The organism is Sandarakinorhabdus limnophila DSM 17366 (assembly GCF_945882885.1).
GTDB classification, from domain to species: domain Bacteria; phylum Pseudomonadota; class Alphaproteobacteria; order Sphingomonadales; family Sphingomonadaceae; genus Sandarakinorhabdus; species Sandarakinorhabdus limnophila_A.
The window spans coordinates 33,409-57,305 of sequence record NZ_CAMCWT010000004.1 but is presented as its reverse complement, the minus strand read 5'-3'; the positions used below and the strand labels follow the sequence as shown (position 1 = coordinate 57,305).

The following is a 23,897-nucleotide window of genomic DNA, read 5'->3' as shown; positions in this document are numbered from 1 at the left end:
GCAATATGGGCTTAAGGCTCTTCTCCCATGACGCGGTATATTTTCATCACCGGCGGCGTGGTCTCCTCGCTCGGCAAAGGGCTCATGGGCGCCTCTCTGGCGGCCCTCTTGCAGGCGCGCGGCTACAAGGTGCGCATCCGCAAGTTCGATCCCTATCTCAACGTCGATCCGGGCACGATGAGCCCCTACCAGCACGGCGAAGTCTATGTGACCGACGACGGGGCAGAGACCGATCTCGATCTTGGCCATTATGAACGCTTCACCGGCGTACCGTCGCGCAAGACCGACAATATCACTTCAGGCCGGGTCTATTCCGATATCATCGCCCGCGAACGCCGCGGCGAATTCCTGGGTGCCACCGTGCAGGTGATCCCGCATGTGACGGATGCCATCAAGGCCTTTGCCAAGGCCGAAACCGAGGCCCTGGATTTCGTTCTGTGCGAAATCGGCGGCACCGTGGGCGACATCGAAAGCTTGCCCTTTCTGGAGGCCATCCGCCAGATGGCTGCCGACGTGGGCAAGGCGAACGTGTGCTACATCCACGTCACGCTGGTGCCGTTCATCGCGGCGGCAGGCGAGCTGAAAACCAAGCCGACCCAGCACAGCGTCGCCGAACTGCGCGGCATCGGGATTCAGCCGGATGTGCTGGTCTGCCGCTCCGAACACCCGTTGCCCGAAAGCGACCGCGCCAAGATCGCCCTGTTCTGCAACGTGCGCAAGGAAGCGGTGATTTCGGCGCTGGATGCGGAAAGCATCTATGAAGTGCCGCTGCAATATCATGCTGAAGGGCTGGACGACGAAGTGCTGAACGCCTTCGGCATCACTGATGCGCCGCGCCCCGATCTTACCCGCTGGCAGGATATTGCCGAGCGGATTGACAACCCTGAAGGCGAAGTGACGATCGGCGTTGTCGGCAAATATACCGGCATGAAGGACGCCTATAAATCGCTCACCGAAGCGCTGGTGCACGGCGGGCTGGCCAACCGGGTGAAGGTCAACATCAAGTGGCTGGATGCGGAGGAATTCGAAGGCGCCGATGCGGCGGCCCGGTTGGAACCGATGCACGGCATTTTGGTGCCCGGCGGCTTTGGCGAACGTGGCAGCGAAGGCAAGATCGCCAGCGTGCGTTTTGCCCGTGAACGGCGCGTGCCCTTCTTCGGGATCTGCCTTGGGATGCAGATGGCCTGCATCGAGGCGGCGCGGAATCAGGCCGGCATTCAGGCTGCTTCCACCACCGAATTCGGCCCCACTGCGGAACCGATCGTGGGCCTGATCACCGAATGGATGAGCGCGGAAGGCTTGCAGACGCGGCAGGAAGGCGGCGATCTGGGCGGCACCATGCGGCTGGGTGCCTATCCGGCTGAACTGGGGGCCAATAGCGTGGTGGCCGGCGTCTATGGCAGTGCCCGTATCGAGGAACGCCATCGCCACCGCTATGAAGTCAACGGCGCCTACCGTCCGGCCTTGGAGAAGGAAGGCCTGATCTTCTCCGGCATGTCGCCCGACGGCTTGCTACCCGAAGTGGTTGAGCGACCCGACCATCCGTGGTTCATCGGCGTGCAGTTCCACCCGGAACTGAAATCTAAGCCGTTCGATCCGCATCCGCTGTTCGCCGGGTTCATCGAAGCGGCGATCGCGCAAAGCCGGCTGGTGTGACGCCGGTTTCGCCCGCCGACCTGGCGGCGCGCATCGCTGCCCGGCATCGCCTCGGCGAGACGCTGGTGGTGGGCATCACGGGATCGGTGGCGGTGGGCAAGACAACCCTGGCCCGCCAGATTGCCGAGGCGCTGCCAACGGATCTGCAGGTGGAGATCGTCTCCACCGATGGCTTTCTGAAACCCAATGCCGTGCTGGAAGCGCAAGGCCTTTCCATGCGCAAGGGCTTTCCCGAAAGCTATGACCGTGCCGCCATGGCCGCCGCGCTGGCCGGGTTGAAGCACGGTGCAGTGACGGTGCCGGCCTATAGTCACACCAGTTATGACGTCGATCCGGCGGCGGCCCGCACCATTTCAGGCGCCTATGTCGTGCTGGTCGAAGGCCTCGGCCTTGCCCCCGATGCCAGCGGCCAGCGCCCGCCGCTTGATCTGCTGATCTACATCGATGCCGCCGAGGACGACATCATCGCCTGGTTCCTCGCCCGCTTCATGGGCCTGTGGGACGCGGCGGCGAACGACCCCAGCAGCTTCTACGCCCGCTTCCGCCACATGAGCGAGGATGAAGCCCGCCAGTTCGCACTGTCCGTTTGGAACGGCATCAACCGCCCCAACTGGCTGGAGCATATCGCGCTGGCCAGGCCAATGGCCGATATCGTCGTGGTTAAGGCGCTGGATCACCGCTTGTCGATCTGACCGGGGGAAACCCCCGGGGCAGCCGTAGTCATTGCCGCACGGGATTTTCCTTGGCCGCTTATGCGGTTAGGGGCAGCCCCAATCAATCTGCCCCCGATTTCAGGAATGCCCCCGTGATCCTTCGTTTTGTCCCGTTGCTGGCGGCTGCCCCGGCTGCGCTGGTCTCTGCCCAGCAAGCGCCTGCGCCCGCCGCGCCGCGAACGGCTCAGGCCATGCCGGAAGACGAAGACACCATCACCGTTTCCACCCAGCGCCTGCCCGGCCAGGTGGTGGGCGATATCAAGCCGGAATTGACCCTGGGCACGCAGGAACTGCGCGCGCTGGGCGCGGGTTCGATCACCGAAATCCTCGCCCAGATCGCACCGCAAACCCAATCGGGGCGGGGCAGGGGTGGCGGCCCGCCGGCGGTGCTGCTCAACGGCAAGCGCACGTCTGGCTTTCAGGAAATCCGCAACATCCCGCCCGAAGCAATTGCCCGCGTGGAGGTGCTGCCCGAGGAAGTGGCGCTGAAATACGGCTTCCGCGCCGATCAGCGGGTGATCAACTTCGTGCTGCGTCCACGTTTCCAGGCGTGGACCGGCGAGTTCGACATCGGCGGCCCCACCGATGGTGGGCGTTTTTCCAGCGAGTTGGAAGTCAACCTGCTGCGTCTGCGCAATGGCACCCGCACCAGCATCGAAGCCGAAGTTGAAATCAACACGATGCTGACGGAAGCCGAGCGCCGCATCACCACGCCGCCTCAAAGCCGGCCGTTTGCGCTCGATGGCAATGTCTCGGCGCTGCTGTCAGGAGCAGAGGTTGTCCCCGGACGCACCGTGCTTGGCGTGCCGGCCGGCGTCGCCAGCCCGACGCTGGCCCAGTTCGCCGCAGCGCCGATCAATAGCACCGATATCCGTCCGTTCCGCAGCCTGTTGCCCGACAGCCGCACCACCAGCCTGAATGGCACCATCGCCGGCTCGCTTGGCACGGTGGGCGCCACGCTGACCGGCGGTATCGAGCGCACGCTGACCGAGTCCATGCAGGGTCTTCCTGCCGCCAGTTTCAATCTGCCGGCCGGTGGCGCCTTCTCGCCGTTCAGCGGCCCGGTGCTGGTCAATCGCTACGCCCCTGATCCGCTTGGACGTTTTGGTGATAACTGGAACAGCCGGTTGGGCACAGTGCTCGATGGCACTATCGGCAAGTGGCGCTGGAATCTCACCAGCAATTGGAACCACGCCGAAAATCGCAGCCGCATCGAACGCGGCAGCGATGTAAGTGCCGTGCAGAGCCAGATCACAGCCGGCACGCTTTCGCCTTATGGTGCATTCAGCGGCTCCACGCTCACCGACAGTGCCACCAGCATTTCCGACAATCTCAGCGCCGATCTGTTGCTGAACGGCAGCCCGCTGCAGTTGCCGGCGGGGCCGCTGGCGCTGGCGCTGAAGGCGCAGGTGCAGCATCTGGCGCTCGATGCCTCGGCCACCCGGGCCGGCCTGGTCAGCGCCGCGAACCTGTCGCGCACGCAGGGCAATTTCCAGGCGAATTTCGATCTGCCGATCGCGTCTGCGCGCGATAGCGTACTGGCATTCCTTGGAAAGTTCACGCTCAACGGCAATATCGCGGCTGATACGCTGTCGGATTTCGGCACGCTGATCACTTGGGGTGCCGGCGCCAATTGGGAGCCTTCTCCCGGCTGGAGCTTCATCGCCAGCTTCACCCGCGAACAGGGCGCGCCCAGCGTGGGCCAGTTGGGCGATCCCACCATCATCACGCCCAACGTGCGCGTGTTCGATTTTCTGCGCGGCGAGACAGTGGACATCAATCGGCTGGACGGCGGCAACCGCGCCCTTCTGAACGACACGCGCCAGGTCTGGAAGCTGGGTTTCAACCTGAAACCCTTTGAAAAGACTGATATTGTTCTCAACGCCAACTATATCCACTCGTGCATCGATGATCCGATCGCGTCTTTCCCCACTGCCACGGCGGAACTGGAAGCCGCCTTCCCGGATCGCTTCACCCGCGATGCCGGCGGGCGCTTGTTGCAGATCGACAACCGTCCGGTGAATTTCGATTATTCGGAGCGGCAGGAACTGCGCTGGGGCTTCACGCTCACTCAGCAGCTCAAGCCCGGCAAGGCCGAGCGCGCCGCCGCTGAAAAGCGCATTGCCGAAACCCGCGCCAAAGCGGTCGAGGCGTTCCGCACCGGCCAGCCGCTGCCGCCGGAAATCCGCACCTTCGCCCGCAATCCCTATGGTTTCACGCCGGGCCAGCGCCCGCCCGGTGCCGCCGGTGGGCCGCCTGCTGCCGGCGCGACCCCGCCCGCTGCCGCCGGTGGTCCGCCCGCTGCCGGAACGTCGCCGCCTGCTGCCGGCGCGGCACCGCCCCCCAGTGGCGGCTTTGGCGGCGGCTTCCGCGGCGGCGGTGGTGGTGGCGGCCCGCCGCGCGGCTTCCTCGATGGCCGCCTGCAGCTCACCGTGTTTCACACCTGGACCTTTCGCAACGAAATCGGCATCCGCCCTGGCGTACCGGTGCTCGATCTGTTGAACGGTTCAGCGGTTGGTTCCGCCGGCGGGGCGCCGCGTCACCAGATTGAAACCCGGCTGGGCGGCGGCCGGCGCGGGATTGGCGGCAGCGTCGGCGTCAACTGGCAATCGGGTACATCGGTGCTGGTCGATCCGTCAGGCGCGTCGCAATCGCCGGACGATCTGTTCTTCTCACCGCGCGCCGTCGCCAATCTGCGGCTGTTCGTCGATTTGGGCCAGCGCCAGGATGTGCTGCTGAAGATGCCGTGGCTACGTGGCAGCCGGGTATCCTTGCGGGTCGACAATCTGTTCAACGACCGCGTCAACGTGAAGAACCGCCTTGGCGCCGAACCCATCGGCTTCCAGCGCGACCAGCTTGATCCGCTCGGCCGCACGGTAACGCTGAGCTTGCGGAAATTGTTCTTCTAAGCGGTTTGCGCCGTTGCCCGCTGGTGCCAGTCCTGCAGATGGCTAGCATCGGCGGGCAGGCTGATCCCGATCCAGCCGGCAAAATCCACGATCGACAGCAGTGCGATATCGGCCAGCGTGAACCGCTCCCCGGCCAGCCAGTCGCTTGCCGCCAACTGCCCATCAAACCAGCCCAGCATCGCCGCAGCCTGCACCTTGGCCGCTTCGCCCATGGCCGGAATCTGGTTGATCAGCTTGGCCGTGTAGGGATGGCCATGTTGCCAGAACAGGCTGACCGGCGTACCCAACCCGGTTTCCACCCGCCGGATCCACATGTCTGTCTCTGCCCGTTCGAACGGGGTCGAGCCGATCAGCGGCGGCTGCGGGTGGAGCTCATCCAGATAGCGGCAGATGCTGATCGTTTCGGCGATCACCCGGCCATCGTCTAGTTCCAGGAACGGCACCTGCCCGCGCGGGTTCAGCGCGACCACTTCATCCGATTTGTGCTCGCGCGCCATGAGGGAGACCATGCGCTCCTCCACGCTGATCCCCTTCGCCTTCAGGAACAGCCGCACCCGGCGCGGATTGGGCGCCGGATCAGGCGCGGACCAGAGCAGCATCTGTAGTCTCCCCAACAAGATTGGCCAACGTTGCATGGCTGGGGCGTTCGCAGCAAGGGCAGCCTAGGTTGCCAGCAACGCCCGAAAACATCGCCCACCTCAGAGCCCTCGACACCCGCCTAGGCCGGATGGCTGTGATTTCTAGGGGTGAAGTGGGGCTGGGGGACGCTGTTGTTTTGCCTGCTGCACAATCTCGGCAATTCGCTGCTGGTCTGGTCAGAGCCCGCGCGTGATGGCCTGCGATGCCTGCAGCAATTCCGGCAGGATCTTGGTGCGCATGCCGTCCAGATCGGTGCGGGACGAAGGGCAGCACACGTTCAGCGCCGCCAGCACCCGGCCATCGGCACTGCGGATCGGCACCGAAATCGAACCCAGGCCGATTTCCAGTTCCTGATCGACCATCGAATAACCGGTGAGCCGTGCATTCTCGATTTCGGCGCGCAGCTTGACCTTCGAGATGACGGTGTAGGGCGTGATGGGTTGCAGTGTCACCCGATCAAGATAGCGGTGCATCGAGTCCACTGGCTCGGCGGCCAGCAGCACCCGGCCGGTTGAAACCGCATGCGCCGGTGCTCTGTCGCCCACGGAAATGCTGACATTGACCAGCCGATCCGACGTGGTGCGGGCAATGTAGGTCACATCATCGCCGGTCAACACCGCGCAGAACACCGATTCCTGCAGCGCCTTGGACAGATCGTTCATGATCGGCTGCGCGACTTCCAGGATGCCCATCGACGACAGCGCCGAATAGCCCAACTCAAGCACCTTGGGCTTGAGGCTGAACACATTGTCGTCCTTTTCGGCATAACCTTCGCGCACCAGCGTCAGCAGGAAACGCCGCACGGTGGCGCGCGTCATACCGGTGGCGCGGGCGATCTGGCTCAAGGTCATGCGCGGACGCGTGCGGGTGAAGGCGCAGATCACCTCGAGACCGCGCGCCAGCGAGTTCACATAGTCACGGTCGCTGATGTCGTTGGTGTCGGCTGCGGTCATTACTGTCCCGTCTTTTACCTCTTGGTTGCGCCGCACCCTAGCGATGAAACGCCGCCGATGCACAGAAATTTCGTATCCGGAAGCTGCCGTTGGTTCCACCACGACCAAGCCCCCCGGCTTATTATGGCACGAACCAGCCCGGTTTCCGAGCGTACATGCGGTCGCCTTGCGAACAAACTTGCCATGGTTTTGGAGATAGGCAACAGATTGGCGTATCAGCGGCGCAAGCAATCACGGAGTCGACATGAGTATCCGCAACACCCCCGAAGACGTGCACGACCTGGATCGCCGTTATGTCTTCCATCCTTTCACCTCGCTGGCGGATCACCAGCGCGATGGCGCTGCGTTCGTGCTCACCCATGGAGCCGGCGCCCGTCTGACCGACACGACAGGCCGCGAATATGTCGATGCGATGGCTGGCCTGTGGTGCGTGAATGTCGGCTATGGCCGCACCGAGATTGGCGAGGCGATGGCCGCACAATCTGCCCGCCTCAGCTATTGCCATGCGTTTTCGGGCATGACCAGCGACACGCCGGCCATCCTGTCCCAGCGCCTGATCGAGATGGCGCCCCCCGGCATGGCGCGTGTGTTCTATGGCAACAGCGGGTCCGACGCCAACGACACGCAGGTCAAACTGGCCTGGTATTACAACAACATCCTGGGCCGGCCGCAGAAGAAGAAGATCATCGCCCGCCAGCGCGGCTATCATGGTGTCACCATCATGACAGCGGGCATGACCGGCCTGCCCGGCCTGCATGCAGGGTTCGATCTGCCGCTGCCGATGATCCGCCACGCCATGGCGCCGCGCCGGCTGTGGGAAGGCCATGGCCTGACCGATGCCGAATTCACCGCCAAGCTGGTGGCCGATCTGGAAGCACTGATCGCGGCCGAAGGCGCCGACACGATTGCCGCGATGATTATGGAGCCGTTGATGGGCGCGGGCGGCGTGATCGCGCCGCCAGCGGGCTATTACGAGGCCGTGCAGGCGATCCTGCGCCAGCACGACATCCTGCTCATCGCCGATGAAGTGATCTGCGGGTTCGGCCGCCTGGGCCAGATGTTCGGCTCGACGGTCTTTGGCATCGCGCCCGACATGATGACGGTCGCCAAGGGGCTGACTTCGGCCTATTTCCCCTTGTCGGCCTGCATCGTTTCGCAGCGCGTGTGGGATGTGCTTGTGGCCGGCGGCGAGCAATATGGCGCCTTCGGCCACGGCTATACCTATTCCAGCCACCCGGTTGGTGCCGCGGCCGCGCTGGCCAACCTCGACATCATCGAATCCGAAGGACTGGTCGCAAAGGCGGCTGAGACGGGCACCTATCTTCAGGCGCGGCTGCGCGAGGCGTTCGTTGGTCACAGCCTCGTGGGCGAAGTGCGTGGGCAGGCGTTGATCGCCGCTGTTGAATTCGTTGATCGCATTGAAGACAGCGGCCCGGTGGCGTTCGATCCGGCGCTGAAGGTGGCACCGCGGATCGTCAAGGGCGCGCTGGCCCGCGGCGTCATCGGCCGTGCCTTGCCGTCATCCGACGCCGTTGCCTTCTCGCCGCCGTTCGTCATCTCGCGCGCCGAGATCGACAAGGCGGTCATGGCCTTCCGTGATGCGGCCGACGAAGTGGCGAAAGAGTTGGGCCGCTAGCCCTGTTTCCGTTGCCACGCAGCCCAGGTTGTGGCCCAGTTGGCTGGGTCGTTGATGTCCCGGTCAGACAGCTTGGCGACAACCTGGTTGTGGGGGGCTGAACGCACGCGTTCGGGATCGCGATAGGCTTCGTCGATCACGTGGGCGAGGACATCGATCCAGTAATCAATGTCCTCGCGTGACCACATCTCGCCAGCTTCGGGCGTGAAGGGCTGCGGCACAATCCACGGCTCGTGGCTCAGCCAGAAGGCGTCGATGCCGAAATCCGCCATGCGGTTCTGCACGTCGACGGCGCTCACGCCCGTGTCCTCGAACAATATGCCAAGGCTGTAGCGGGTCATTTCAAGCCGTGGGCTGGTCTGCTCGGGGTGGGAGCGGGTGACGCCGCGCAGGGTGAGCAGCCGCTTTTCCATATAATTGTTGAGCAGCACCGACAGATCGCTGGCTTCGGCCAGCCCCTCGGCCCCCATCGCCTGCGTCCAGGCATAGGCCTTGAACACCTGCTGCAGATTGCCGAGATACTCGCGCACCTTGGCGGCCTGTTGCGGCGGTGTTTCCAGCCGGTAAGTACCGCTGTCCTCCACCACCAGCGGGCCGGGCATGAACGGCGCCAGTTCGGCGGTGCAGCCATAGGCGCCCACCGCCGGGCCGCCGCCGCCCTTTGAGACTCCGAACGTCTTGTGCAGCATGAACATGCAGGCATCGAAACCCAGATCGCGGGCGCGGATCTTGGTCATCACGCCGTTGAAATTGGCATGATCATAAAAGGCCAATGCGCCGGCCTGCTTGACCAGGCGCACCCACTCCATGATCTCTGGGTTGTACACCCCCATGTCGTCGGGATTGTTGATCATCAGCGCGGCGGTGTCGGGGCCAAGCGCGGCTTTCAGCATATCGAGCGACGGGTAACCGTTTTCGCCCAGTGGCAGGGTGATCACCTCGAAACCGGCGGTCGCGGCCGTCGCGGGGTTGCAGGGGTGGCTTTGCAGGCTGGTGATGATCTTCGTGCGCTGCTGCCTTTGCCCACGCGCCGCATGAAAGGCCCGGGTGATCACGGCCTGCGTCCACGCCGCGTCGGCGCCGCCGGCGGCCTGGAAGGTGAAGCGGTCCATGCCCGACAGGCTGCGCAGCATCAGATCAAGCCCGTGCACGGCGGCCAGCATCCCCTGCATCGTCTCTGCCGGCTGGGCCGGATGCACGCCCGCCAGCCGCCGCGCCGCCTGTTCGCCAACGCGCGGATTATATTTCATCGTGCAGGTGCCAAACAGGCTGACGCCGATCATGCCCATGGTTTCCTGGCTGAGCCGCAGGAAATGGTTGAGCACTTCGGGCTCGCTCAGTTCGGGCAGGTCGGGCGGGGATGTTCGCTGCAGCCCGGCCGGCACCAGGCCAGTGCTGTCGGCCAGCGGGAAATGCTGGCCGCGCCGGCCGGGCGCGCCGATCTGGTGGATGAGCGGCTCGTCCCAGCGGGCCGCATGATAACGCCGCAAGCTCATGACAACACCTCCCGCAGGGCATCAGCGAGGGCCATTATGTCAGCCTCGCTGTGGCATTCGGTGAACGCGAACAGCGCGCGGTTCAGGGTGATCTCGATGCCGCCGAAGATCCCGTGCCGATCGAGCAGCGCCCGGTTGATGGCGTCAACGCGGCGCCCGCTGGCGGAAAAATCCAACAGAAGCTCGCGGAACTGTCCGCCCGTTCCAGCGACCTTCACACCATTCACACCGGCCAGCGTTTCCGCGGCAAATCGGGTGCGGGCCAGGATCAGATGGCCGATCTCGGCAAAGCCGGCCGGGCCCAGCAACGCCATGTAAGTGGCGGCGGCAACGGCCCACAGATAGGTGCTGTTGCCGGTCCAGTCCTTGCCCAGCTCGCGGCTGCCATAGCTGGATTGGTGGAACAGCATCAGGCCAAAGGCCAGCTGGCCGTCCACGGTGGTGGTCAGGCTGTTCAGAAGGGTGGGATACTCGGCGGCATAACGGGCCTCGTCGCGGGTGGCGATGAAGCCGCCCAGGCCGCCGCCGGCGTGCATGTGCACGCCCAGCGTCTGGATGGTGCCCACCGCGATATCCACGCCCAGTTCGCCCGGCGGCGCAATCACCCCAAGGCTGATGGGATCGACGCCGGCGATGGTTTCAGCGCCAACGCGGGCGGCAATGGCAGCCAGTTCGGCCGCACCTGTTTCAAGGCCACCCAGATAGGCCGGGTTTTCATAATAGATGGCGGCGGTGTTCGCGTCGGCCAGCGCTGCCACGGCGGCAAGATCGAGGCGCCCAGTGGCATCGCACGGCGCCGGCACCAGTTCCAATCGCATCGCCGGATCGGCGCTGCGGGCATAGCCCTCAATCACTGCCAGCCGTTCCGGGCTGATCGCTGCCGGCAAGATGATGCGGGTACGCCCCGTCAGCCGCGCCGCCATCCGGAAAGCGTGGCCGGCAGCCGCCCCCCAGCTGTAAACCGGCAGGCCCACCAGCTCCAAGCCCAGCAGCGCGCCCAGCTGGCTCGTGAATTCCCACCACACCTGGTTGCGGCCGAAATCGCTGCTCGGCGTGCCCCACACCGGGGTCAGGAATTCGGCTCGGCCCACGATCTCGTCCACCACGGCGGGCACATGATGCTGCCAGATGCCGCCGCCCAGGAACGACAGGTCGTCGCCCGCCGGGCGATTGCGGTCGAGCAGGGCATTGAGGTGCCGGGAAAGTTCCACCTCGCTGGTCATCGCCGGCGGCAGATCGGGCAAGGCCTGCAGGCGGTGCGCGGCGGGGATCTGGGCAAACAAGGGCTCGGTGCCGGTCAGCCCCAGTTCGCCAAGCAGAGCCGCTTTGCCGGCCGCTGCCGAATTGGGCATGAACGGATGCGCACGCGATTGAGCCATCGGAAAACCTTCAAGAAATGTTCGGCGGATCGTGAAACCGCTTGCCAGATTGTGCTGACAGCGCACACCATATCGCCCTTGCGAACAACAGGAACACTGCGTGCGCCTTGGCTTTATTGTCAACCCGTTGGCCGGTGCCGGCGGCCCGCTGGCCCTGAAGGGCAGCGACGGGCTGGGCCTGAATGCCGCAGTTGGCTGGGCGGCGGCGCGGGCGGCATTGGCGCTGAAGGGGCTGGCCGGCACAGGCGCACGCCTGCTTACGGGCAGCGGCGCCATGGGGGAGGCTATCGCCATCGCAGCGGGCTTTGCGCCCACAGTCGTGCAAAAGCCGAAAGGCTATCCCACCGGCGCCGATACAACCGCTTGCGTGGAGGCCTGCCTGGCGGCCGGCGCGCAACTGATCATCTTCGTGGGCGGCGATGGCACTGCGCGGGACGTGCTGGCCGCCCAGCCGGATGTGCCGGTGCTGGGTGTGCCCGCTGGTGTGAAGATGCATTCCAGCGTGTTTGCCACCTCGCCGGGCGCGGCGGCGGCGATGCTGGGCAAGGCCATGTGCGGCCCCCTGATCGACATGGTGGACGCAGAGGTGATCGATCGCGACGCGGCCGGCGATATCCGCCTCTATGGCACATTGAAGGTGCTGGACCTTGCTTCCCGTCAGGCCGCCAAGGCGGCCCGCGCTGATGCCGATGCGGCGCTGGCGGGCGCGATTGCCGAGGTTGCGGCCATGGTGCGCGCAGCGCCCTTGTGCCTGATCGGCCCCGGCCTCACCATGCACAGCCTGAAAATGGCGCTGGCGGGCAAAGGCACAATGCTGGGCGTTGACGTGTTTGCCGGTGGCGCGTTGCTGATCGAAAACGCCACGCAGGCGCAATTGCTGGAGCAGCCCGGTGGGGCGCTGCTGGTGCTGGGCGTGGTGGGCGGGCAGGGCTTTCTGTTGGGGCGCGGCAACCAGCAATTAGGGCCGGACGTGCTTGCCCGCGTGCAGTGGCCGCCCATTATCATCGCGTCGGCCGCCAAGCTGGCAGCATTGCCGCGGCCGGCGCTGCTGGTGGACACGGGCGATGCAGCGCTCGATGCCCGGCTGGCGGGTTATGTGCAGGTGCGCACCGGGTCGCGCCAGGCCATGATGATGCGCATTGATGCCGCATGAGCTGGCAAAGCTTGCCACAGCGGCCGCCGGCTGTAGCGTGCGCTTCGGCCACGGCGATGCGCCGGGTTCGGGCCTGACAGAAGAGCGGTGATGAGCGGTTTTGTGATCAACTTTGAAGGCGAACAGGTCGCAGCACGCGCTGGCGAAAGCGTGGCGGCGGCGCTGACCGCGCACGGCATCCGGGGCTTTAGGGTCACGCGCAGCACGGCCGAACGCGGCGTTTTTTGCGGCATGGGCGTGTGCCAGGATTGCCTGGTTGAAGTGGATGGCGTGCCGGGCAAGCGGGCCTGCATGACCGTGGTTGATCGGCCCTTGTCGATCCGGCGGCAGCGCCACGGCGCGGCACTGGCGCCGGTGAGCGACGCGCTGCCGCCAGCCACCATCGAGGAACTGGCTGTCGAGCGCCCCGAACTGCTGGTGATCGGCGCCGGGCCGGGCGGGCTTTCGGCGGCGATCGCCGCGCGCAAGGCCGGCGCCGAGGTGGTGGTGCTGGATGAGCGGCGTTCACCCGGCGGCCAGTATTTCAAGCCGGTTGCCGTTGCCGGCGACGATATCGCGCCGCCCGATGCCCAGCATCGCGAAGGCCTGGCGCTGGTGGCACAGGCGCGCGCCGCCGGTGTGGTGATCCGCAGCGGGGTGAGCGTGTGGGGCGCGTTCCAACGGCTCGAATTTGCCGCCACGTCTGACACCGGCGAGACCAGGCGTTACCTGCCGCGCGCTGTCGTGGTCGCGACCGGGGCCTATGAACGCGCCTGGCCGGTGCCAGGCTGGGAACTGCCCGGCGTGATGACCACGGGTGCTGCACAGACCTTGTGGCGCACCGCCCGCCGCCTGCCTGGCCAGCGCGTGCTGATCGCCGGCAATGGCCCGCTCAATCTGCAGCTGGCGGCTGAACTGCGCGGCGGCGGGGCGGAGGTCGTGGCGGTTGTCGAAGCCGCTGGCCCCGCCACGCGTGCGCCGGCGGCCGTGGCGGCGATGGCGATGGCATCGCCAGGGCTGGTGGCGCAGGGACTTGCCTATCAGTGGCGCTGCATGACGGGCGGGGTGCCGATGCTGCACGATATGGTGGTCTCCGCCGTCGAGCAGGGGCCATCGGGGTTGCGGGTCACGTTGGCCGGCGATGGCGCGACGCGCGTGCTGGAAGCCGATGTGCTGTGCCTGGGCTATGGCTTTGAACCCTCGAATGAATTGCTCCGCGCGCTGGGGTGCCGCCATGAACATGATGGCACGCGGCTGGTGACGGTTCGGGGCAGTGACGGCCAGACCAGCGTGGCCGGTGTTTATGCGCTGGGTGATTGTACCGGGCTGGGCGGCGCGCGGGTGGCGGCGGCGGATGGCACGCTGGCCGGCCTGGCGGCGGCGGCCGGGCTTGGCCATGCCATCGGTAAGGAACTGGCACGGGATCGACAGCGGGCCGCGTCGGCGGCGCAGCGCCACCGTCGGTTCCAGCAGGCGCTGTGGAACGTGTATCGCGCGCCGGCGCTGGCCATCGCGCAGGTGCCCGACGACACGATGATCTGCCGCTGCGAAGAGGTGCGGTTCGGCGCGGCGCGGGCCGCGCTAGCCGAGGGGCTGAACGACGCCGGGTCGGTCAAGCGCGCCACGCGGATCGGCATGGGTCCTTGCCAGGGCCGTTATTGCCGGCCGCTGCTGGAGGCGCTGATCCAGGAAGCCACGGGCAAGGCGCCCGATGAAACGTCCGGCTTTGCCCCGCGCCCGCCGTTCCGGCCGGTGACCATTCGCGATCTGGCGGGCAAGTCTTGAGCGACGCTCTGCCAACCGCGATTGGCACGGTCGTGATCGGCGGCGGTGTCGTCGGCGCCTGCGTCGCGGGCTTTCTGGCCGATGAAGGCCAGGACGTGCTGGTGGTGGATGAAGGGCGTGGCGCCGGATCGTCCGCCAACGCCGGCAGCCTGCACGTGCAGATGCAGAGCCGCTTCATGCGCCTCTACCCGGAAAACGTGCCCAACATGGAACTGCAGCTGCCGCTCTACCCCAAAGCGGTGGCGTTCTGGCGTGAACTGGCCAGCAGCCTGAACGCCGATTTCGATCTGAAGATGACCGGCGGCCTGATGGTGGCGGAAAGCCAGGCCCAGCTGGATTTCCTGGCCCTGAAGGCAGCGCGCGAACGCCGGCTGGGCCTGGATGTGGAGATTCTCGATCGGGCGCAGCTGGATGCGATTGCGCCCTATTTCGGGCCGGGAATCGTGGGGGCGGAACTGTGCGCCAATGAAGGCAAGCTCAATCCGCTGTTGTGCAATGCCGCCATCCGCGCCTGGATATTGGCGCGCGGTGTCGTGCTGGCCGAGGGGGTGAGCGTTGCCGCCATCGCCCGGTCAGGCACCGGCTTTGCCGTCACCACCACGCGCGGCACCGTGACGGCAGGCCGGGTGGTGCTGGCCGCCGGGTCTGGCACCCGCCTGCTGGCGGCCGCCCTTTATCCGCCGATAAGCATCCCGGCCGTGGCGGAACCGCTGCACATGAACATCACCGAAGCGACCGCGCCGCTGATCGGCCACCTGGTCCAGCACGCAGACCGCATGATCACCCTGAAGCAGTTCGGCACCGGCCAGATCGTCATCGGCGGCGGTTGGCCGGCGCGGCAGGATGTGCCCGGCGGCCATGCCGAGGTGGAGCTTGCCAGCCTGATCGCCAATGCCAGCCTGGCGCAGCATATCGTGCCAAGCATCGGAAATTTGCGGATCATCCGCACTTGGGCCGGCCTCAACACATCGGTGGACGGGATGGGCGTGTTGGGCGCGGTGCCGGCCATTCCGGGGTTGTTTGTCGCCATTCCGGGCGATGCCGGCTATACGCTGGGGCCGTTGTCGGCGCGGCTGGTGGCCGATGTCATGCTGGGCCGCAAACCCGGCGAAGACATATCGCCCTTCCGGCCAGAGCGCTTTGAATGACGGCGAGATTGGACCTTGCGAAGCCCGAGTCACCTGCTCATAGTGAACACATGGGCGCATTGCGAACAACTTTGGGGGGCCATCTTGGGTGATTTGATGGAGCCTGAGCGCGGCCACTTGCCCTCAAAAATCACGCGCCGCACCGCGCTGGGCGTGCTGGCCGGCACCGGTGCGGCCGCGGTCTTGAGCGGTTGCGGCGCCAGCGACAACCGTACCACCTTGCGCTGGTGGTCCCCGCAGGCCGCGCCCGATCAGCTGAAAAGCTACAAGGCGCGCATCGCCGCTTTTGAAGCGGCCAATCCTGCCATCAGGGTGGTGTTCGAGCCAACATCCGATGAAGGCTATCCCGCCCAGTTTGCGGCGGCCTTTGCCGCCAAGCAACTGCCCAACATCGTCACCCACCTGCCGTCGTTTGCAGCGCAGAATTACTATGCCGAAGGCCTGCTGGAGCCGGTTGACGACGTGATCAAGGCCATTGGCAGCGCGCAGTTCCTGGATGGAACCAACGACATTTATCGCACCGCCGACAATCAGCATTGCGCGCTCGCCATCGGCAATACCGCGGTGGACATGCTGTGGTACCGCAAGGACCTGTTGCAGGCGGCCGGCATTGCAGCACCGCCGAAAACCTGGGACGAACTGCGCCGCGCCTGCCAGCTGATGCAGAAGCCGGGCCTCTATGGTGCGGCGCTGCCCTATGGCATGAACGCGATGACCTCGCTGATCTTCATCGGTTTCATCCACCGCGCCGGCGGCCAGATCTTCACCCCCGATCTTGGCGTGGCGATCAACAGCCAGCCCACCTATGATGCGCTGGAATTCTACCGTTCGATGCGGGAATTTTGCCCGGCGGGGGCGTCCAACTTCAGCTGGGGCGAAAGCCTGACGGCGTTCGTTTCGGGGGCGACCGCCACTGGCATCTATGGCGGGCGGGTGCTGGCCAATGTGGCGGCGCAGAATCCGGCCATTGCCGATGCCATCAGCTGCATGGTCTATCCCACCATGTCGGCGGCGATTCCGGCGTGGACGTTCAACGATTTCCCCTGCCTGATGATCCCCAAGGGCGCGCCGCACCTGGCCGAGACCAAGGCCTTTGCCGCGGCCCTGTATCGGCCCGAATTCTACATCCAGCAGCTGCACGCCGCCCCCGGCCATGTGCTGCCGGTGCTGAAATCGGTGCCGACCGATCCGCGTTATCAGGCCAACACGCTCATCGCCCGCTATCCCGCCGAAATCGATCTGATGACGCGAACGGCGGCAACCGGCCACAATCTGGGCCAGGAAACGACGGCGCACCGGCCCAACCTGAAGGCCAACGAGATCATCGCCAGCAACGCCATTGCCGAGCTGGTGCAGCGCGTGGTGCTGAACAACGAAGCGCCCAAGCCGGCCGTGGCCGCCACGGCCAAGCGGCTGGCGGAGCTGATGCGTGCCTGACATCGCGTTGCAACGTTCAGGCCTGTCGCGGGAACGGCGGGACGCCTTGCTGGGCCTGTTGTTGATTGCGCCAACGGTGTTGGTGCTCGGTGCGGTCATCGTCTATCCGCTGCTCTCCGCCGTCGCGCTGTCGTTCCAGTCGGTCTACACGCCCACGCTGGAAGGCCATTGGGTGGGCCTGGCCAATTATCGCGAATTGTTGACCGGCGGCGGTTTCTGGGCGGCTTTGCTGACAACCGCGATCTGGACGGCGGGTACGCTCACGCTGCAGATCGTGATCGGCGTCGCGATGGCGCTGCTGCTGCACCAGAATATCCTCTTCCGGTCGCTGGCGCGCAGCCTGGTGCTGTTTCCCTATTTCCTGTCCACCGTGGTCGCTGTGCTGGTATGGCGCTGGCTGTTCAACGATCTCTACGGCATCGTGAACCACGCCCTGATGGCGGCCGGCGTGATCGATGCGCCGGTCAACTGGCTGGGCGCCATGCCCAACGCCATGCTCAGCATCATGGTGGTGGGCGCGTGGAAATTCTTCCCCTTCGTGGTGATCGCCGTGCTGGCGCGCCTGCAAACCATTCCTGAAGCGCTGTACGAGGCCGCCCGCATCGACGGCGCCGGGCCGATCAGCCGCTTTTTCGACGTGACGCTGCCGCAGCTGCGCGACGTGCTGACCATCGTGATTCTGCTGAGGACCGTGTGGGATTTCAAGGAATTCGATCTCATCTATTTGATGACCGGCGGTGGGCCGGTGAACGGCACACGCACCTTGCCGCTGATCGTCTACCAGCAGGCGTTCGGCTTGAACCAGATGGGCATGGCGGCGGCCTATGCCGTGTCGATGATGCTGGTGATGCTGGTGTTCATGCTGGCCTATCTGCAGCGCGCGCGGAAAGCGGCGGCATGAAGAAGCGTCCGGCCTGGATCGCCAGCCTCATCACCTGGCCGATCGTGTTGCTGATCGCCTTTCCGCTGCTGTGGATGTTGATCACCTCGGTCAAGCCGGCGGCAGAGCTGTTCTCAACGTCGCCCACTCTGCTGCCCAATTCCATCACCTTCGAACATTATGCCCGCGTCCTCCAGGACACGCCGTTCCTGCAATATTTCGCCAATTCGATGATCCTGGCGACATCGACGACGGTGGTGGTGATCAGCATATCCGTGCTGGGCGCCTACAGCCTGGTGCGCTTTGCCTATCCGGGCCGCGAAACGCTGGCGAGCCTGGTGCTGCTCACCTATCTGTTGCCGTCGGTTGTGCTGATCTCGCCGCTCTATCTGATGCTGGTCAGCATTGGGCTCGCCAACACGCTGGCCAGCCTGGTGATCGCCTACACGACCTTTGCCTTGCCCTATGCGCTGTGGCTGCTGCGCTCGTTCATGGCCGGCATTCCGCAGGATCTGGAATCCGCGGCCATGGTCGATGGTGCCAGCCGCATGGGGGCGTTTGTGGATGTGGTGCTGCCGCAGGCGCTGCCGGGGATCATTTCGACGGCGCTGTTCACCTTCATCCTGGCCTGGAACGAATATCTTTATGCGCTGGTGCTGGTGAATTCGGACGAGGCCCGGCCGCTCACCACGGGCGTGATGACCATGCTGATTTCCGCCTTCAACATCGAATGGTCCTTGCTGATGGCGGCTTCGGTGCTGATGAGCGTGCCGCTGATCATCATCTTCGCCTTCTTCCAGCGCCATCTCACCAGCGGCTTTGGCGCTGGTGGTGTAAAGGGCTGATATGGTGCAGGTTGTTTTTGAGAAGGTCAGCAAGGCCTATGGCGATACGGTCGCCATTCCCGGCCTTGATCTGGTGATTGAATCGGGCGAATTCGTCTCGCTGCTCGGGCCTTCGGGGTGCGGGAAAAGCACCACGCTCAGGATGCTGGCCGGGCTTGAGCAACCGAGCAGTGGCAGCATCCGGATCGGCGACCGCGACGTGGTGAACCTGGCCCCGGCGGCGCGGGACACTGCCATGGTGTTCCAGTCCTATGCCCTCTACCCGCACATGACGGTGGCGGAGAATATCTGTTATCCGCTGAAGAAGCGCGGCGTCGCCAAGGCTGATCGGGCCATCAAGCTGGCCGAAGTGGCGGCGCTGCTGCAACTGGAACCGTTGCTGGCCCGCAGGCCGGGGCAATTGTCGGGCGGGCAACAGCAACGGGTCGCGCTGGGCCGGGCGCTGGTGCGTGAACCCAGCGTGTTCCTGCTCGATGAACCGCTGTCCAATCTTGATGCGTCGCTGCGCGCCCACATGCGCGCCGAACTGATCGAGCTGCACCGGCGGCTGGGCAAGACCATGGTCTATGTCACCCACGATCAGCTGGAGGCGATGACCATGTCGTCGCGCATCGCGGTGATGCGCGCCGGCGAGTTGCAGCAGTTTGCGCCGCCGGATGAAATCTACAACCGCCCGGCCAATGTCTTTGTTGCCGGGTTCATCGGCACGCCGGCCATGGAGTTGGCCGATGGCAGCCTGGCTGATGGGGGCGGGCATCTGGTGGTGCATGTCGGCCCGCTGGCCGTCGCGCTGCCCTATGCCGCCGCAGCCCGGCCCGCTGCCGTGACGGTCGGCATTCGGCCCGAAGACGTGTTGGTGGGGGAGGGGCCTTGGCAAGCGCAGGTGCGCCTGGTCGAACCGACCGGTTACGAAACCATCGTGGCGCTCGATGCCGGCGGGCTGGCGCTCACCGCGCGCGTGCCGGGTTCGAACGCGCTGCGCGTGGGCGAAACCGTCGCCTTCGATCTGCGGCGCGAGCGCATTCATCTGTTTGACAAGAGCGACGGTCGCCGGTGGGAACCGGCTGGCCGCTGACGCAAAAGGAAGCACGACATGGACAGAAACAGCGTCAACTGGTCAGGGCCGATGCCCGCGGTCACCACGCCCTTTCACGATGATGGCCGCATCGATGAAGCATCGTTTGCTGCCAATCTGGAAGGGCTGATCGCCGCCGGCGCCACCGGCTTCGTGGTGGGCGGCTGTACGGGTGAATTCTGGGCGCTGAGCCACGAGGAGCGCAAGCGCTTGTTCGACGTGGCATACGAGGCGATTGCCGGCCGCGTGACGCTGATCGCCGGCACTGGCGCCGTTTCGGTGGAGGAAACCGTGGCGCTGACCCGCCATGCTGAAGCCGCCGGCTGCGATGGTGCGCTGATCCTTCCGCCCTATTTCGTGAAATTGTCGGACGACGAGATTTACGCCCATTTCGCCGATGTGACGGGCGAAATTGGCCTGCCGGTGGTGCTCTACAATATCCCCGGCAACGCGGTGAACGCGATCACGCCCGCGCTGGCCGCACGGCTGGCCGATCTGGAACGCGTGGTGGCGATTAAGGAAAGTTCGGGCGACTGGAACAATTATTACGGCACTCATCTGGCGGTGCACGAACGGCTGCGGGTGTTCTGCGGGCCATCATCGGTGTTCGGCGTGCCGGCGGTGCAGCTGGGGGCGGATGGCACCATCGATTGCTTCCCCAACGTCTGGCAGCGCGGCGGGCTCGATCTCTATTTTGCCGCCAAGGCCGGCGAGACCGAGAAAGCGGCCGACCTGCAGGCGATGGGCCGCCGGCTCACCGATCTGTTCACCAGCGAGGGCCGCACGCTGTATCCGGCCACCAAGGCGGCGATGGACATGCTGGGCCTGCCCGGTGGCGGCACGCCGCGCCGGCCGCTGCGCAAGCTCGCCGGGGAGCCATTGAAGGGCCTGGAGGCCGGGCTGAAAACGCTGGGACTTTTGTGATCAGGAGAGGCACGATGACCATTCAGGAAAAGATTCAGAAGCCGCTCACCCCGCCCGAATACCAGGTGACGTTCGGCGAATTCATCGGGATCGGCCCCAACGGCAATCTGTGGGTGGATGGCTGCGACGTGGCCGATCTGGCCAATCGCTATGGCACGCCGCTCTACATCATCTCCGAAAACCAGCTGCGCCAGAATTATCGCGCCTTCCGCGATGCGTTCCGCGCCCATTATCCGGATGTGGAGATCCTGTTCGCCAACAAGTCCAACAACGGCCTGGCAATCCGCCACATCATGAACAGCGAAGGCGCCGGCGGTGACTGTTTCGGCGCCCAGGAAATGTACATGGCGCTTCTGGCCGGCACCAACGGGCGCACGCTGGTGCTCAATGGCTCCAACAAGCAGACGGAGGAGCTGGAACTGGCCATTGCCAATGGGCTGTGCGTCAACATCGATGCCATGGACGAGCTGGACCGCATCGATGAGGTCGCGCGGCGGCTGGGCGTGGTCGCCGATATCGGCATCCGCCTGAAGCTTGATCTGGAGCCGCTAACCGGCCGCATGGGTGTTGCCATGCACGGCCCCGGCACGCTGAAGCAGCAGAGCGATTCCACCAAATGGGGCATGACGCGCGAGCAGACCGCCGAGATCGTGAAGCGGGCGCAGACGATGCCCAATGTGCGGCTGAAGGAAACGCATTTCCACCTGTCGCGCATGTCGAATGATCCGGCCGATTTTGCAGTGATGGCGCGGGAGATGATCACCTGGTCCGGCTATCTGCGCGATCACACCGGCTGGATTCCGCCCTGCATCGATATCGGCGGCGGCTGGACGTTTGGCAAATGGTACGGCACCGGCCCCAACAGCCAGATGGATGATCAGAACGCACCCACGGCCGAGGATTATGCCCGCCTGTGCTGCGCGGCGATCAAGGACGAAGCGGCGAAACTGGGTCTGCCGTTGCCCAGGCTGCGGCTGGAACCGGGGCGGGCATTGTCGGGCCCGGCCGGTGTTGCGGTGGGGCGCGTGGGCGCCATCAAGGAAGGCGCGACCCGCAAGTGGGTGAACATGGATCTTTCCACCAATCACCTCAGCTGGGCGGCGGTGCTGGACTGGTATTATCACGCCGTTCCGGTGGTCGATGCCGCCGCCTCGCCCACCGAGACGGTCGATCTGGTGGGGCCGCTGTGCAATTCGGACGAAGTGGGCCAGCACCGCCGCATGCCGGCGCTGGCCCGCGGTGATCTCGTCGCCTTCCTCGATACCGGCGGCTACACGGAATCGTCGGCCGCGCGCTACAATGCGCAATTGCTGCCGGCAACCGTTCTGGTGACGGGCAGCCACGCCGAAGTCACCACCGAACGCGAACAGTTGAAGGATGCAATCGGCCGCTTCCGGGTGCCGGCCCATCTGCTCGCCACCTCCTTTGCGCCGCAGGATTGAGACCGATGGATCTGGGACTCTCAGGGCGCCGGGCGCTGATCTGCGGTGGCAGCAAGGGGCTGGGCTTTGCCGCCGCGCAGGCGCTGGCCCGCGAAGGCGTTGATCTTGTGCTGGTATCGCGCACGGCCGAAGCGCTGGAGCAGGCTGCGCGCCAGATTGTCGATGAAACCGGCGTGACGGTCACCACCGTGGCGGCCGATCTGTCGCTGGCCGACGCGCCGGCGTTGGTGCTGGCGGCCTGCCCCGATCCCGATATATTGGTGTGCAATCCCGGCGTGCGGCAAACGCCGGATGATTTCCGCACCATGAGCCGCGCCGACTGGGATTTCTGGATGGAGGCGCATTATTTCGGGCCCCTGGAACTGATCCGCGCCATCGTGCCCGGCATGTGCGAGCGCAAGTTTGGCCGTGTCGTCAACATCTCGGTGAGCAACATCAAGTTCCCGCAGGTCAATTTTGCCCACAGCCATAGTGCGCGGGTGGGCCTGGCTGGTGCCATTGCCTCGATGGTGCGGGAACTGGTGCCGCACAATGTCGTGATCAACAGCGTGCTGCCCGGCTTCATCGATACCGATGCCCTGCGCACCAACCTGCACGCGCACGCCAAACGCGGCAACACCACCTATGAAGCCATCGTGGCCGACCGCATCAAGATGACTCCGGCCAACCGCTTTGCCGCGCCGTCCGAATGCGGCGATCTGATTGCCTATCTGTGCAGCGCGCAGGTCGGCTTCATGACCGGGCAGAACATCGTCATCGATGGCGGCGTTTATCAGGGATTGTTCTGATGGAAGACGCCGCGCCCGCCCAGATGCTCACCCCGGCTGACCGGGTGGTGATGATCTCCGGTGCGTCGCGCGGCATCGGCCTTGCCATTGCGCGCCGGCTGGCGGGCGAGGGTTATCGCCTGTCGCTGGGGGTGCGCTTGTCCGCCCGGTTCGATGCGACGGGCTTCGATCCGGAGCGCATCCTTGTCCACCGCTTCGACGCGCTCGAAGCGGAGTCAGCCGCCGATTGGGTGGCCGCCACGGCGGCGCGGTTCGGGCGTATCGACGCGCTGATCAACAATGCCGGCATCTTGCGCGCCATCGATTTCGAGACCGGGGACGAGGCCGTTCTTGACGAGGTGTGGGCCGTCAACGTGAAGGCGCCGTTCCGGCTCATCCGCCACGCGCTGCCGCATCTGGCTGAGGCGGGCAACGGCCGCATCATCAATATCGCGTCGACCGATGGCAAGCGCTACCGCCCCGGCGTTTCGATTGGCTACACGATGAGCAAGCATGCCGTGATGGCCCTGACCCAGGCGGCGAAATTTGCCGGCTGGGAACGCGGCGTGCGCGCGACGGCGCTGTGCCCGGGGGCCGTCGATACAGACCTGATTGCCGGCATTCCCGGGGTCACGCCGCGCCAGGACCGGATCGCGCCGGAAACCCTTGCCGAAACCGTGTCGTTCCTGCTGCGTTTGCCCAATAGTTCCTCTGTTGCAGAGCTGGTGATGAACACGCGGCTGGAGACGTGGATCTAGGGCCTGGCAGGCCCTGTTTTCAGGCTGTTGGCGGTAACAGACCTGAAAGCAGCAAGCCATTGCTTGCCCATTTTATGTTCGTATTTTAGTAATATGTTCGCTATACGAACGTGATATTGAGCGGCGATCGCCCGATAATCGGTCCCAGATCGCATGTGCAATCGCGCATTTGGGGCAGTGGTGGCAGCATCTCCAGCAAACGGCTTCATAATAAAAAAAATTTATAAATCAATATTTTAAGAAACGAAACTCTTGTCGCTGCAGCGTTGTGCCCGGTTCCATTGGCGCTGACCTCACTGCGCCGCCATGTGTTCGCATTGTCC

19 protein-coding genes are annotated in these 23,897 nt (G+C 65.1%); 15 read left to right on the top strand and 4 right to left on the bottom strand.

Going from position 1 to position 23,897, the window contains the following annotated elements; genetic code table 11:
• Positions 1 to 27: 27 nt before the first annotated feature.
• The 3 genes from Q7O19_RS01575 to Q7O19_RS01565 all read left to right on the top strand — a co-directional run bounded on the left by Q7O19_RS01575 (position 28) and on the right by Q7O19_RS01565 (position 5,278).
• Entirely contained in the window at positions 28 to 1,656 is a 1,629-nt protein-coding gene (locus tag Q7O19_RS01575) for a CTP synthase (protein ID WP_303808249.1), read from the top strand.
• A complete protein-coding gene (locus tag Q7O19_RS01570; RefSeq protein ID WP_303808247.1) occupies positions 1,653 to 2,348 on the top strand; it encodes a hypothetical protein in 696 nt (231 codons plus the stop codon). The genes Q7O19_RS01575 and Q7O19_RS01570 overlap by 4 nt, the downstream gene beginning before the upstream one ends.
• A gap of 113 nt (positions 2,349 to 2,461) precedes the next feature.
• Positions 2,462 to 5,278 (top strand): TonB-dependent receptor domain-containing protein, encoded by a 2,817-nt coding sequence (locus tag Q7O19_RS01565; protein WP_303808246.1) that lies wholly within the window; start codon positions 2,462 to 2,464, stop codon positions 5,276 to 5,278.
• Here the strand turns inward: Q7O19_RS01565 and Q7O19_RS01560 are convergent.
• Complete coding sequence (locus tag Q7O19_RS01560; RefSeq protein ID WP_303794484.1) at positions 5,275 to 5,877, bottom strand: glutathione S-transferase family protein; 603 nt, start codon at positions 5,875 to 5,877, stop codon at positions 5,275 to 5,277. The two genes, Q7O19_RS01565 and Q7O19_RS01560, sit on opposite strands and share 4 nt — an antisense overlap.
• Before the next feature lie 216 nt (positions 5,878 to 6,093).
• The gene (locus Q7O19_RS01555; protein WP_303808244.1) at positions 6,094 to 6,870 is read right to left on the bottom strand and encodes an IclR family transcriptional regulator C-terminal domain-containing protein; all 777 of its coding nucleotides are present in this window, start codon (positions 6,868 to 6,870) and stop codon (positions 6,094 to 6,096) included.
• A 244-nt stretch (positions 6,871 to 7,114) separates the two neighbouring features.
• On the opposite strand from Q7O19_RS01555, the gene Q7O19_RS01550 reads away from it, so the two are divergent.
• Positions 7,115 to 8,506 (top strand): aminotransferase, encoded by a 1,392-nt coding sequence (locus Q7O19_RS01550; protein WP_303808242.1) that lies wholly within the window; start codon positions 7,115 to 7,117, stop codon positions 8,504 to 8,506.
• On the opposite strand, the gene gcvPB is transcribed toward Q7O19_RS01550, so the two are convergent.
• Together gcvPB and Q7O19_RS01540 are read right to left on the bottom strand one after the other, a co-directional pair.
• Entirely contained in the window at positions 8,503 to 10,002 is a 1,500-nt protein-coding gene (gene gcvPB / locus Q7O19_RS01545; RefSeq protein WP_303808240.1) for an aminomethyl-transferring glycine dehydrogenase subunit GcvPB, read from the bottom strand. The two genes, Q7O19_RS01550 and gcvPB, sit on opposite strands and share 4 nt — an antisense overlap.
• Positions 9,999 to 11,381 (bottom strand): hypothetical protein, encoded by a 1,383-nt coding sequence (locus Q7O19_RS01540; protein ID WP_303808238.1) that lies wholly within the window; start codon positions 11,379 to 11,381, stop codon positions 9,999 to 10,001. The genes gcvPB and Q7O19_RS01540 overlap by 4 nt, the downstream gene beginning before the upstream one ends.
• A 100-nt stretch (positions 11,382 to 11,481) precedes the next feature.
• On the opposite strand from Q7O19_RS01540, the gene Q7O19_RS01535 reads away from it, so the two are divergent.
• The 11 genes from Q7O19_RS01535 to Q7O19_RS01485 all read left to right on the top strand — a co-directional run bounded on the left by Q7O19_RS01535 (position 11,482) and on the right by Q7O19_RS01485 (position 23,574).
• On the top strand, positions 11,482 to 12,534 hold the full coding sequence (locus Q7O19_RS01535; protein WP_303808237.1) for an ATP-NAD kinase family protein: 1,053 nt from the start codon (positions 11,482 to 11,484) through the stop codon (positions 12,532 to 12,534).
• A 90-nt stretch (positions 12,535 to 12,624) separates the two neighbouring features.
• Entirely contained in the window at positions 12,625 to 14,298 is a 1,674-nt protein-coding gene (locus tag Q7O19_RS01530; protein ID WP_303808236.1) for an FAD-dependent oxidoreductase, read from the top strand.
• The gene (locus tag Q7O19_RS01525) at positions 14,295 to 15,446 is read left to right on the top strand and encodes an FAD-binding oxidoreductase (RefSeq protein ID WP_303808234.1); all 1,152 of its coding nucleotides are present in this window, start codon (positions 14,295 to 14,297) and stop codon (positions 15,444 to 15,446) included. The genes Q7O19_RS01530 and Q7O19_RS01525 overlap by 4 nt, the downstream gene beginning before the upstream one ends.
• Positions 15,447 to 15,542: 96 nt before the next feature.
• Positions 15,543 to 16,883: an ABC transporter substrate-binding protein gene (locus Q7O19_RS01520; protein WP_303808233.1), complete on the top strand. Its 1,341-nt coding sequence runs from the start codon at positions 15,543 to 15,545 to the stop codon at positions 16,881 to 16,883.
• Entirely contained in the window at positions 16,876 to 17,784 is a 909-nt protein-coding gene (locus Q7O19_RS01515; protein ID WP_303808231.1) for a carbohydrate ABC transporter permease, read from the top strand. The genes Q7O19_RS01520 and Q7O19_RS01515 overlap by 8 nt, the downstream gene beginning before the upstream one ends.
• Positions 17,781 to 18,608: a carbohydrate ABC transporter permease gene (locus Q7O19_RS01510; RefSeq protein ID WP_303808229.1), complete on the top strand. Its 828-nt coding sequence runs from the start codon at positions 17,781 to 17,783 to the stop codon at positions 18,606 to 18,608. The genes Q7O19_RS01515 and Q7O19_RS01510 overlap by 4 nt, the downstream gene beginning before the upstream one ends.
• A 1-nt stretch (position 18,609) precedes the next feature.
• Complete coding sequence (locus Q7O19_RS01505; RefSeq protein ID WP_303808227.1) at positions 18,610 to 19,683, top strand: ABC transporter ATP-binding protein; 1,074 nt, start codon at positions 18,610 to 18,612, stop codon at positions 19,681 to 19,683.
• 18 nt (positions 19,684 to 19,701) lie between these two features.
• Positions 19,702 to 20,607 carry a dihydrodipicolinate synthase family protein gene (locus tag Q7O19_RS01500; protein ID WP_303808226.1) on the top strand — a complete coding sequence of 302 codons (906 nt, stop codon included), beginning with the start codon at positions 19,702 to 19,704 and terminating at the stop codon, positions 20,605 to 20,607.
• Between the two features lie 14 nt (positions 20,608 to 20,621).
• Positions 20,622 to 22,049, top strand: coding sequence for an alanine racemase (locus Q7O19_RS01495; protein WP_303808225.1), 1,428 nt, complete (start codon positions 20,622 to 20,624; stop codon positions 22,047 to 22,049).
• Positions 22,050 to 22,054: 5 nt separating this feature from the next.
• Positions 22,055 to 22,837 carry an SDR family oxidoreductase gene (locus Q7O19_RS01490; protein WP_303808224.1) on the top strand — a complete coding sequence of 261 codons (783 nt, stop codon included), beginning with the start codon at positions 22,055 to 22,057 and terminating at the stop codon, positions 22,835 to 22,837.
• Complete coding sequence (locus Q7O19_RS01485; protein WP_303808223.1) at positions 22,837 to 23,574, top strand: SDR family NAD(P)-dependent oxidoreductase; 738 nt, start codon at positions 22,837 to 22,839, stop codon at positions 23,572 to 23,574. The genes Q7O19_RS01490 and Q7O19_RS01485 overlap by 1 nt, the downstream gene beginning before the upstream one ends.
• Positions 23,575 to 23,897: the final 323 nt, after the last annotated feature.